Origin of the sequence: Mucilaginibacter pankratovii (genome assembly GCF_014773265.1) — a bacterium.
GTDB classification, from domain to species: Bacteria; Bacteroidota; Bacteroidia; order Sphingobacteriales; family Sphingobacteriaceae; genus Mucilaginibacter; species Mucilaginibacter pankratovii.
Genome location: NZ_JACWMY010000020.1, coordinates 39,486 through 51,211, shown reverse-complemented (window position 1 = coordinate 51,211; position 11,726 = coordinate 39,486). Strand labels below are relative to the sequence as shown.

9 protein-coding genes are annotated in these 11,726 nt (G+C 44.8%); 2 read left to right on the top strand and 7 right to left on the bottom strand.

Annotation, left to right across the window (positions count from 1 at the left end; genetic code table 11):
• Positions 1–6: 6 nt before the first annotated feature.
• Together IDJ77_RS26750 and uvrC are read left to right on the top strand one after the other, a co-directional pair.
• Positions 7–2,274, top strand: a complete 2,268-nt coding sequence (locus tag IDJ77_RS26750) for a penicillin-binding protein 1A (RefSeq protein ID WP_191192068.1) — start codon at positions 7–9, stop codon at positions 2,272–2,274.
• An 83-nt stretch (positions 2,275–2,357) separates the two neighbouring features.
• Positions 2,358–4,181 (top strand): excinuclease ABC subunit UvrC, encoded by a 1,824-nt coding sequence (gene uvrC, locus IDJ77_RS26745; protein ID WP_191192067.1) that lies wholly within the window; start codon positions 2,358–2,360, stop codon positions 4,179–4,181.
• A 111-nt stretch (positions 4,182–4,292) separates the two neighbouring features.
• Here the strand turns inward: uvrC and porN are convergent, their stop codons facing one another.
• The 7 genes from porN to IDJ77_RS26710 all read right to left on the bottom strand — a co-directional run bounded on the left by porN (position 4,293) and on the right by IDJ77_RS26710 (position 11,623).
• A complete protein-coding gene (porN, locus tag IDJ77_RS26740; RefSeq protein ID WP_191192066.1) occupies positions 4,293–5,282 on the bottom strand; it encodes a type IX secretion system ring subunit PorN/GldN in 990 nt (329 codons plus the stop codon).
• A gap of 9 nt (positions 5,283–5,291) precedes the next feature.
• Positions 5,292–6,824, bottom strand: a complete 1,533-nt coding sequence (gene porM, locus IDJ77_RS26735; protein WP_191192065.1) for a type IX secretion system motor protein PorM/GldM — start codon at positions 6,822–6,824, stop codon at positions 5,292–5,294.
• Between the two features lie 40 nt (positions 6,825–6,864).
• Complete coding sequence (porL, locus tag IDJ77_RS26730) at positions 6,865–7,668, bottom strand: type IX secretion system motor protein PorL/GldL (RefSeq protein ID WP_191192064.1); 804 nt, start codon at positions 7,666–7,668, stop codon at positions 6,865–6,867.
• 44 nt (positions 7,669–7,712) lie between these two features.
• Positions 7,713–9,032 carry a T9SS ring complex lipoprotein PorK/GldK gene (gene porK, locus IDJ77_RS26725; RefSeq protein WP_191192063.1) on the bottom strand — a complete coding sequence of 440 codons (1,320 nt, stop codon included), beginning with the start codon at positions 9,030–9,032 and terminating at the stop codon, positions 7,713–7,715.
• A 258-nt stretch (positions 9,033–9,290) separates the two neighbouring features.
• Complete coding sequence (locus IDJ77_RS26720; protein WP_128536268.1) at positions 9,291–10,055, bottom strand: uroporphyrinogen-III synthase; 765 nt, start codon at positions 10,053–10,055, stop codon at positions 9,291–9,293.
• Between the two features lie 15 nt (positions 10,056–10,070).
• On the bottom strand, positions 10,071–11,066 hold the full coding sequence (locus IDJ77_RS26715; RefSeq protein WP_191192062.1) for a DUF4271 domain-containing protein: 996 nt from the start codon (positions 11,064–11,066) through the stop codon (positions 10,071–10,073).
• A gap of 110 nt (positions 11,067–11,176) precedes the next feature.
• Positions 11,177–11,623, bottom strand: coding sequence for a DUF1569 domain-containing protein (locus IDJ77_RS26710; protein ID WP_191192061.1), 447 nt, complete (start codon positions 11,621–11,623; stop codon positions 11,177–11,179).
• Between the last annotated feature and the right edge of the window lie 103 nt (positions 11,624–11,726).

Sequence of the window (11,726 nt, the reverse complement as noted above, 5' to 3'; positions counted from 1 at the left end):
CCAGTCATGATCATCACTAACAATAACCGCAATAATAAAAATAAGCTTACCACGCAGGATATCAGGCGGTACAACTGGTATATATGGCGTTTTGTAATTGCCGGCTTCTCCTTTTTTGTGATCATGATATTACTGATCGCCTTCCAGGTGTTTGGCACGCTGCCATCCTTCCGCGAGTTGGAAAACCCCAAAAGCGATCAGGCATCCCAGGTAATTTCATCAGATAACCAGGTTATTGGCAACTATTATGTAAAAAACCGCACCAGCGTTACCTACAGGCAATTATCGCCAAACGTAATCAATGCCCTGGTAGCCACCGAAGACGCCCGCTTTTACGAACACTCGGGGATCGACTTTCAGCGTTCCTTTACCATCGTATTATACAACCTCATAGGCAAAAAACAGGGCGGTAGTACTATTACCCAGCAGCTGGCAAAAAACTTATTTACCGAGAAAACGCATAACCCCTTCGTTCGGGTTATTCAGAAGCTAAAAGAATGGATAACGGCTGTTAAGCTGGAACGCAACTACACCAAAGAAGAGATCTTAACGCTTTACCTCAATACGGTAGATTTTGGCGCGTATAACACTTACGGTATCAGTTCGGCATCGCGCACCTATTTTAATACTACGCCGGATAAGCTTACGCCAGATCAGGCTGCGCTTTTAATGGGCATGATAAACGGCCCGGGCATTTACAGCCCCATCAACCACCCGGATAACGCCTTAAACCGCCGCAACTTTGTGCTGCGCCGCATGGGCGAGGAGGGCTACCTGAGCGAAGGCCAAACCGAGGAATTTAAACAAAAACCGCTTGGCCTGATATTTAAAGTAACCGACCATAACGAAGGTATGGCCACTTACTTTAGGGCGGTGCTGAAAAAAGAGATCCAAAAGATCCTGGTAGACAAATCCATCCTCAAACCTGATGGTGTTACGCCTTATGATCTTGACCGCGACGGCCTGAAAATTTACACCACCATTGATGCTACCATGCAGCAATATGCCGAGGAAGCGCAAAAGGAGTACATGAAAAAATTGCAGGGGCAGTTCAATTCGCACTGGAAAGGGCTGAGCCTTTATAAAGCCATCCCGACATTTAAAAGTTTGCTTGATAAAGGCATGCATCGCTCTGACAGGTACATCAGCCTTAAGCTGCAAAATAAAACCGACGAAGAGATAAAAACCGATTTCAACACGCCCGCCAAGATGAATATTTTTACCTGGCATGGCGATATCGATACGGTGATGAAACCTATAGATAGCATTGTGTATTGCAAAATGATGCTGCGGAATGCCTTAATGAGTATGGACCCTACTACCGGTTACATTAAAGCATGGGTAGGCGGTACCAACTTCGAGCATTTTAAATATGACCAGGTGAAAACCGGTACCCGCCAGGTTGGCTCAACCGCTAAGCCATTTACGTATGCGGTGGCCATTGAAGACGGATTTTCGCCATGCATGCAAGTTGCTAACGAGCCGATAACGATTACAGGCTATGGTGCCGATTGGTCGCCGCGTTCGTCGCCATCTGAAACTGTGCCCGGTGTAATTACGTTGCGTACAGCATTAGCCAGATCGCAAAACTGGGTTACTGCTTATATTATGAATGAAGTAAAGCCGGTGCCTGTAATGGAACAGATAAAAAAGCTGGGCATTACCAGCGATGTGCCGCCTTACCCTTCTATTTGTTTGGGCACGTTTGATGCATCTGTTTTTGATATGACGGGCGCTTACTCCGCCTTCGCCAACGAAGGCGTTTGGACAGAGCCCACCTTCCTGCTCCGTATAGAAGACAAAAACGGCAACGTTTTATATAATAACACACCAAAGGTGGTGCAGGCACTTAACCCGCAAACCGCGTACGTGATGACCTATATGCTTAAAGGCGTTATAGATGAAGGCACCGGCTACCGCTTAAGGAGAGATTATCATATGATGAACCCTATCGGTGGTAAAACAGGTACTACTAATGATAACTCCGATGGCTGGTTTATCGGCATCACACCGCAACTGGTTACTGGTGTGTGGACAGGCTGCGAAGACCGCGATATTCACTTCCGCAGTACCCGCCTGGGCGAAGGAGCAAATACGGCACTGCCGATATTTGCAGGCTACATGAAAAGGGTATACGCCAATAACAAACTCGGCATTAAAACAAACGTAGACTTTGTTCCGCCGAAAAGCGGTGTAACCATAACCCTCGATTGCGGCGCCTACAGCCAGCAGCAAAAGGGCACCAACGAGGTGGAGAAAAAACTTGACTTTTAGGTTCGCAGTGGGTAGTTTACAGTTAGCAGAAAGCTCAGTTTGGCAGCTGCAAACTGCCCACCGCTAACTGCCAACTGAACGAGATGGACAAATTTGATCACCGAGAAGCTTTAAAGAATATACCGCACAAACCGGGGGTTTACCAATATTGGGACGTTACAGACGAACTGATATACATTGGTAAGGCTAAGGATCTGCGTAACCGGGTAGGATCATACTTTAATAAGGATACGCAGATAAATGCCAAAACAAGGGTGCTGGTATCTAAAATACGCAAGATAACTTTTACAATTGTTGATACCGAGGTGGATGCCTGGCTGCTGGAGAACAGCATGATCAAGAAGCATCAGCCGCGTTATAACGTGATGCTGAAGGATGATAAAACCTACCCTTGGATCATCATCAAGAACGAAAACTATCCCCGCATATACTGGACACGCCGCATCATCCGCGATGGCTCTAAATACCTTGGCCCATATGCTTCGGTAAGCATGATGCATACCATTTTGGGGCTGATAAAAGAGACATACCCCCTGCGTACCTGCAACCTGCAGCTTACCCGGCAGAATATCGAAAAAGGCAAGTTTAAGGTTTGCCTGGAATATCAGTTAGGCAACTGTAAGGGCCCCTGCCAGGATTACCAGTCGGAAGCAGACTATGACAACAGTATTGAGGAAATAAAGGATATCCTGAGCGGCAAGATCAGCGCCGTGGTACGCAACCTTAAAACCGACCTGGAAAAGGCGGTGAGCGAACTGAACTTTGAGCAGGCGCATCGCCTGAAACGTAAATCGGAATTGCTGGAGAATTACCAGAGTAAATCTACCGTAGTAAATTCATCCATTACGGATGTGGATGTATTCAGCATCGCGTCCGAAGAGAAATATGCCTTTGTAAACTACCTTAAGGTGATGAACGGCACCATCACCCAAACGCAAACCATCGAGCTGAAGAAGCGGCTGGACGAAACGGATGAAGAACTGCTCACCATCGCTATCACGGAGTTCCGCACCCGTTACGAAAGCTCTTCGAAAGAGATCATTGTTCCGTTTGAGATCGATGTAGAGGATTCGAAAATCAAATTTACGGTACCCAAGCTGGGCGAAAAGCGCAAACTGCTCGATCTTTCTCAAAAGAATGTAATGTTCTTTAAAAAGGAGAAGATAGACCAGTACGAAAAGCTGAACCCGGACATACGCACCGATAGGTTAATGGAATTGATGATGAAGGATCTGCGCATGAACCAGCAGCCCCGCCACATCGAGTGTTTTGATAACTCCAACTTCCAGGGCAAATACCCGGTATCGGCCATCGTGGTATTTAAGGATGGCAAGCCATCTAAGAAGGATTACCGCCACTTTAATGTAAAAACGGTAGTTGGGCCCGATGACTTTGCTACGATGGAAGAAGCCGTGTTGAGGCGCTACCGCAGGGTACTGGACGAAGACACGGGTTTGCCCCAACTTATTATTATTGATGGTGGTAAAGGGCAGCTATCATCGGCCATGAAGAGTTTAAAGCTGCTGGGTATTGATAAGCAAGTTACCGTTATTGGTATTGCCAAACGCCTGGAAGAACTTTATTACCCCGGCGACCAATACCCCATGTACCTGGATAAACGTTCCGAAACCCTCAAAATCATCCAGCAATTGCGAGATGAGGCTCACCGCTTTGGTATTACCTTCCACCGCAAAAAACGAGATAAGGGCACGCTTGCCACCGAGCTGGAACTGATAGAAGGCATCGGCAAAACCACTGCCGAAAAATTACTGAAATACTTTAAATCGGTTAAGAAGATCCGCGAGGCCAGCGAAGAAGTTTTGCAGGAAGTGGTTAACCTGAAACAGGCAAAAGCCATTACCCAGTATTTTAACCCGGCAATCAGCGATGTTACAGGCTTGCAATAGCAATTAATAATTCAACCCTAAAACAAAGCCCTCACAAGTAAAACTTGCAAGGGCTTTTATATTATTGGGGGCGTTAACTATTTTCTAATTAACCAACCTCTATTTTCTAAATTAGTAGCTCCACAGATTAAGCTCCCAGTCCATCAGGTTCTTTTTGATCCTTTCGGCTTCGTAAAGCTTATCAATACCCTGGGCGTAATCACGTATACGCTCGTCCTTATCGTTAGATTGCTTAACAATATAACTGCTGAAAAGACGCTTCATAAATACGTCGTCGAAACTCAAACCGGTCGCATCATTATTGCGGCTTACCGCCTCTTTAACGGCAAGTACCGGCCTTGCCTCAGGGAAGTAGATCCAAAATGCCGGTTGGTATTCGTTGTTAACAACGTTACCTGATGTCTTTATTTTCACCATTGGCGCGATACCTACGATACGCGGCTCAAAAATAGAACGCTGCCTGTCAAAAACCCAATCTTCCTTGATGCGGAACTTGATAAGGCTGTCTGCTAAAAATTCACCTGCAACAACTTTAGAACCTATTTTTTCTCCTGTTTTAGTGTCGAACTTATCCACTACGCTGCTATCCGACAATTGGCTGTGGGCCTGCGCACCGGTTAGCGGTTTAGAAAAGCTATCCCCATTTGGATCATCCTTAGTAGATGTTGGGTCGTACGCGGTTAATTCGCCATTATCAATAGCGGTCATCAAAACATCTATCAACCTTTGCTTAGGCGACGCCAGGTACTGGTTCATTTTCTCGCGCAGATCGATCTCGCGCCACACACGTTTCGCAAATGCCACGTCAGATTCGCGCAGGTTAGCGTAAGGTGTAACCTTAGCACTTAAAATGTTGGTTTTTTTGTAGTAACCATCCAGCGGGCGGTCAAACGGCTTTAATGGTACGGCAGCCACTTTCTTGGTAGTATCTAATACCGATGGCTGCAAAGTTGCGCCACCATTAGCACCAGCTTTTTGAGTAACCGGTTTACGTGCCACCGTTTTTTTCGGCGGGGTTCTCTTTTTGGCTACCGGTTTCTTTTGTGCAAACGAAGCGCTGCAAAGCAGGCAAAGCACAATAACTAAAAATCTTGCTTTCATATCTAATTTTTAATTAGCTGTTAATACTATCGCGTCAAGTCCACGCTGCGTGCCATCGGGGCCTACTGCTATAATATCTTGTATTACAACTGTTGTACCCGGCGTAACACCTGCCATTGCTGTGCGCATTTGTCCGCTGAGCTCGGCACCAACGGTTGAATATCTTACCACATCCTGGCGCGGTTTTAAAACCACTAATGTAAACCTGGTTACAGCAAAAGTTGCATCGAACTCAAAATTCTCTAACCTGGCAAATACTCTGTCCTGTCCTCTTAAATTAGCTGCGCTTGTGCTGCCGCTGCTTTTACCCGCAAACTGTGGCTTAGGATCTGGTATACGTTTTACACGGAATAAGGTTGAGCCTAAAACCTGGGTTTTACCCGGAGAAGTTTCACCTGATACCGAAACAGTGGCCTGGCCTGCACTACTTACAGTAGCCGTATAGTGCCCGTTAGACCCGCTTACCGATCCACCCGATATACTCACCCTTAATTTCTCTTTGGGAATACCCGGGGCCGAAATAGATATTGGGTTTGGAACACCAATGTACAATACGTTCATCTTATCAGGCGATACAACAGCCGACGGGCGCGCTACCTGGTAAGTTTGTGGATTGGTATCGTATGTTTTAGAAGTTCCATCTGCTTGTTTAACAGTTACACGCCCAACCCAGGTGAATACACCCTCGCTGCCGGTATTTACGGAATACTTTCCCTTACCATCTGCCACGGCCAAATTTGATCCGTTAACAGTTATGCTTGGGTTAGATTTTGAATCTGAGGCGGTAAGGAACACTTCAGCCGTGTAGGGCTGGCCTGCAATTACGTAACTCGAAGGTGCAACAGCTACCGCGCTGAACTTATCAAGGTTTACTACAGCCTGGTCAACTTCGCCTAATAGCTTCTTTACAATTTCGTTCTCAGCGTTCTTTGCATCAGCCTTGATTTTGGCAAGCGTGGTTAAAGTAGCTCCCAAAGGAATACCTTCGCCAAAATAAGCATCCTCCCAGCTCTTTTGCCCATCTATTCCTTTTGGAGGATCATTGGCCACAAGTGATAGATTGATACCTGTTTTTTCCTTTTCGCTTAATAAGCTAAGTAATTTTGTACGGGTTGCGTTTATCTTTTGGCGTAATTTCTCCGCGTGTTTATTCGCGATCATTACGCGTGGGGAGATATCCAGGTTATCCCGGCCATCAACGTCATCTATTTCCGGGTTAATGCCTCCACCCTCTTTCACCAGGAGCGCACTTAATTCATCAATATAAGTGCTTAGTTCGCCCGCGGCTTTACTTGCCTCCTTCGCCTTTCTGTAAGGCTCTTTGGCTCTTTCCGGCTGATCTTTAAGTTTTGTTTTCTCAAAAGCAGCGTAAGTATTATCTATCCCGTTGGTTACGTTACTACTTGATGTATTTAAACTGTTTTTGATATTTTTAAATGCATCCAGCAACCCCTCCGGTACGTTTAAGGCGATGAGCCCTAAAAGAACCAGGTATAGGATACCTATCATTCGCTGTCTTGGGGTTTCTTTACCTCCGGCCATTTATATTTATTCTAATTTTCGTTTGATTAAATATTATTTATTAACCGCGTGGCTGATTCATTGCACTAAGCATGTTACCGTATACCGAGTTAAGCGAAGCAAGGTTTTTAGCTAAACGGCCAACCTCATCCTTAAACTGGCGCGAATCGTCTAACGAATCGTTAAAGTTATTCATAGTTGATGACAGGTTTTTGTAAAAGCTGTTCATCGCTTTTAAATGCGCGCTCGAATCCTGTAGCTCCAGTTCGTAAACGCCGTTCAATTCGGCAAGGTTCAGGGCCAGTTTGTTAACCTGGTCGTGATATGCTTTAGAATCTGTATTAGATGCTGCCATCTCTGCTAAATTAGCCGATGCTTTATCAAATGCAGTACTTAAGTTATCATAGCTGGCGGTTGCCGCTTTTACTTTGTTGGTAAAAGCAATAGTAGCATCGCCGGCATCGGTAACTCTCGAGATCGCGTTAACCTTGTCGCCAAAATTACGCAAGCCTTCGCCAAGGCTGCCAATCAGTTCGGGCCCTATCTTGGCATCTTCCAGCATTTTGTCTAATGCAGCGGTATTAGAAAAGCCACTGTTTATTGCAACAGGTTTTGCCGACGCTTTTGGCAACTCTCCCGCGAATTCTTCACTTAACTCCGGATACACACGCACCCAGTCGATATCTTTATCCTCCCTCTGCAAACCTAATATCAGGAATAGTATTGCTTCAGTACCCAGCCCAACTGTTATAAATTCAGATGCGAATTTCCAGTGCTGAATTTTAAATAGCAGACCTATAATAACAACTGTAGCGCCAATTGATATGATATTACTTATTCCGAAAGGTTTTTTCTTACCAGCCATACGTTTTAGTAAATAATAATGATTTTATAATTGATTTGTTTTGATTAGCGCTTGTCCCGTATATCGCGGCCCAGATAATGGGTTACGCAACGGAAGCCGATGTAAGATTTTGCAGTATCCTGGTACTCGTAAGTACGGGTAGAATTCTGCAGGTAATAGCCAATATCCTTCCAGGAGCCGCCGCGTACTACTTTTCTTTTGAGTACTTCAGGGTCGTTTGGTTTGGCTTCGTAATTAAATGTTGGGGAAAGGTCGTGTACAAAAGTTGTGGCAGATTCGTCGTAAGCAGACATAGTCCATTCGGCAACGTTGCCTGCCATGTTATATAAACCAAAATCATTTGGAAAATACGAGCGTACGTTTACGGTATATGCACCGCCATCATCGGTATAGTTACCGCGGCCCGGTTTAAAGTTTGCCATCAGGCAACCCTTTGCATTTTTAATATAAGGACCACCCCATGGGTAATCGGTACCTATCCTGCCACCACGTGCGGCGTATTCAAATTCAGCATCGTTTGGCAGGTCGAAAGGCAAGTTTGCATCCAGGCCGCGGGCATGTTTGGCACCTTCGCTAAGGCGGGTGCGCCATGCGGTAAATGCCCTTGCCTGGCGCCAGGTAACACCTACAACAGGGTAGTTGCGGTATGCCGGGTGCGAAAAGTAACCTTCAACCATAGGCTCGTTGGCAGCGTAAGAAAAATCGCTCAGCCAAACCAAAGTATCCGGATAAATTGCAACGGTATCGCGCAAGATGAAATCCGAACGTTTTTTTGTTTTATCGTTTTTATAGTTGGCAGCATCGCGCAGCACAACCATAGCAAAGTTATATTTTAACAAACGGGTGTCTATCTCGTTACGATCGAACACGCGGTCGTCGCCCTGGTAATAAAGGCCTTGTAATTTCTGGGCGTTGGCAGCGGCGTTTTTGCCCCTGGTGCTAAAAATGGGGTTGCTGCGGGCGTAGTTCCAGTTAATGTACTTTTTGCCGTTAGGATTTGCAGGTGCCCCTTTTTTAGGCTGAAGGTAATATTTTTGATCGTTAAGGTAGTTGGTGATGGCAATAGAGTCGCGAACCCATAATACAAATTGCTTGTATTTGGTATTGGAAAGCTCGGTTTCATCCATAAAAAACGGGGCAACGGTTACCTGTTTGGTTTGCGAGGTTTGCGCAAAGGTTACATCCTGATCGGTTTGGCCCATCAGGAAAGTACCACCTTTAATATACACCATGTTTAGCGGAGCAGTTGCCCTGAAAGCGCGCTGACGCACACCAACAACTTCGCCATTTCCGGCGCCGCCGGTGCTGCATCCTACTAAAACAGAACTCGCTAAAACTACTATCAGAAAGTATATTTGCTTCATTTTTGTATTAAAAATCATTAACACGTTATCAACTTATTGCAACATAACGCACCCCCGAATATATTAAATATACTTCACTCCAATGCAAAAATGTTTTAAAAAACCAGGTTATAAGCCCCTTTAGTTAAAAATTGGCAATTATTTGGCGTTTAATTGAACATTAGCTAACAGCTTAAATTGGCAATTTAATTTTTTAATTATTTAGCGTTATACGCTATTGCTGAAAAAATGTTGCAAAAACGCTGTAGTAAATACAAATTATTTGTTTACTTGTTTTACGTATTGGTCTATAGCCATCGTCATGGATGGGGCGGCTGGGGTTGGCGCGGGGATATCCAATATTAAACCAGCCTGTAACACGGCTTTGTGCGTAGTAGCCCCAAATGCGGCAATACGGGTGTTGTTTTGTTTAAAATCGGGGAAATTTTGGTATAAGGACTGGATGCTTGACGGGCTGAAGAACGCGATAACATCGTAGAATACCTCGGCAAGATCGCTAAGGTCGCTGCATACGGTGCGGAACAGAACCGCCGGGGTAAAGTTATAACCGTTATCCAGCAAAAACTTTTGGGTTTCTTCGGCAGCTACATCCGAGCATGGGTACAGGAATTTCTCGCCAGAGTGCTTTTTCAACACTTCGGCCAGGTCGGCAGCGGTTTGCTTGCCAAAGAAGATCTTACGCTTACGGTATTGGATATACTTTTGCAGGTAAAGGGCGATGGTTTCCGAAAGGCAAAAGTATTTCATTTCTACCGGTACATCAAAGCGCATCTCTTCGCATATGCGGAAAAAATGATCAGCGGAGTTACGGCTGGTGAAAATAACCGCAGTAAAATCGGCGAGGTTTATTTTCTCCTTGCGAAAATCTTTTGCAGGTACGCCCTCAACATGAATAAACGACCTGAAATCGATCTTCAAATTGAGCTTCTTAGCCAGTTCAGCGTAAGGATTTTTATCATTCTCAGGCTTTGGCAATGTAACTAATATGCTCTTAACCTTTTTCTTTCTGTCTTCCAATGCTATACGTTATAAAACTAACTACTTAAAACCTATATTAAGTGCCTTTACCAATATCAATATCGGGCAAATTTCGAGGGCACAAAGATAGATAAATAAATAAAATTTATGAAATTGAAAATTTGTAATAATACTCACGCTACTACGCAGGTATTGCCATATAAAAATAACTATGGTAAGTAACAGCGTAATGCCCAGTAAGTAAGGGAAAAATTTATCGGCTATGAGGCTAAAACACAGGGCTACGGGTAAAAAAACAAAAGTAATATTAAAATACGTTAATGACAACGCCGTGATATATTCGGTAACCAGCTTATTAATATCAAATACAAAGCCCAAAAACTTTAGCACCAGGAATTTAACTGCAAACAGCCCAATAATAACCAGTGATAAGGTGCCGAATAACTGGAACCCGCTGATGGGGTAATAAACTTTATAATAGCCTGTAGTAAGTAAATACAAAAATATGCCAAAAGTAAAGCCGAAGAGCAGGAAAAGGCCGATGAACGTCCAGGCGTTTATGGGGCTGTCTTCTTTACCTGCCTGCGCCATGCTGCGCTTATTGTAAAAAGAAAGGAATACGTTGTTCATATCCTTACTGGAGTAAATATTAAGCACCGGGATAAACAATATCAGTACTACAATAATGGCAATAACCCATGGATCGCGCGCGGGGCGCACGTGGCCATAGCCCTTTATGCTGGGTTTTGTATTTGCACGCACGGCCATATCCAGGTAATGGTTGCCCGTGTAAGCATTAGCTTTTAGTATGCTATCTACAAACAGGCTGATACGTGTGCTATCGGGTTTTAACAGGTACACCATCGATAACGAATCAGACACGAATTTTTCTTCCAGCGCTATGGCATGGGCAACAGAATCCAGCACGGTCATGGGGCGCTGTACCCTTACGTAGCGCCGCGGGGTATCGGCAACGCCGGCAGTACTATCCTGCTGCGCAAAAACTGCAGAACACGCGGCAAAACATAATATAAGTAAACAGATAAACCGGCGCATTAAGTATCCCTCAATTAAGGCGCTGCAAATTTACCTTAATAATTGGGGCTTATGCAAAGTATATGTTAAATGTTTAAACACAAATGGATCTGCCATGGGGGGCGCACTGCCTAAGCACCAAACTGCCGAAGGTGATGGTCGATGTGTTTATAGGCAAGCCGGCCGATCTGTTCATTCGTCATCTTTCCAAAAAACGGATGCACAAAACCATGTATAGGGTTAACCGCATTGTACTCCAAAAGTTCTATCCACCTGGCTTTTTCGGCGTCAAAATCTCCCGGCGTATCTTTTATGATCGTCTCCGGTGCCGAGGGGGAGTTTCGCCGTATCGGCTTATCATCCTTTAGCACAGCTTTTAATATTTGCCGGCCAAAAATACGACCGATAAATATGCGTTTGGCCGGCAAGGTTCCGTTTGTTAATTCTTCCCAGCACCTGCAATGCTTTACCATTTGGCAGGCGGTCATTTTACCCCATTGGGCAGGCGAGTTTTCGTTAAGGGTGCTAATGCGTTTCAACAGTGCGCTGCGGGTTGCTTTATCAGAGGTGGTTTGCATAATGATGGGCTTATTTGTAATAACAAATTTATACGATTGAATTGATTGTGCGAAAGTGTATTATGACAACTTAAGGGGGCAAATGCGGCAAATGTTCATGGCA

Bases quoted from the DNA above. Each gene is read 5' to 3' on its own strand.
- IDJ77_RS26710 (WP_191192061.1), bottom strand. From the start codon at position 11,623: ATGCAAACCACCTCTGATAAAGCAACCCGCAGCGCACTGTTGAAACGC.
- porL (WP_191192064.1), bottom strand. From the start codon at position 7,668: ATGGCTGGTAAGAAAAAACCTTTCGGAATAAGTAATATCATATCAATT.
- porM (WP_191192065.1), bottom strand. From the start codon at position 6,824: ATGGCCGGAGGTAAAGAAACCCCAAGACAGCGAATGATAGGTATCCTA.
- porK (WP_191192063.1), bottom strand. From the start codon at position 9,032: ATGAAGCAAATATACTTTCTGATAGTAGTTTTAGCGAGTTCTGTTTTA.
- IDJ77_RS26715 (WP_191192062.1), bottom strand. From the start codon at position 11,066: ATGCGCCGGTTTATCTGTTTACTTATATTATGTTTTGCCGCGTGTTCT.
- uvrC (WP_191192067.1), top strand. From the start codon at position 2,358: ATGGACAAATTTGATCACCGAGAAGCTTTAAAGAATATACCGCACAAA.
- porN (WP_191192066.1), bottom strand. From the start codon at position 5,282: ATGAAAGCAAGATTTTTAGTTATTGTGCTTTGCCTGCTTTGCAGCGCT.
- IDJ77_RS26750 (WP_191192068.1), top strand. From the start codon at position 7: ATGATCATCACTAACAATAACCGCAATAATAAAAATAAGCTTACCACG.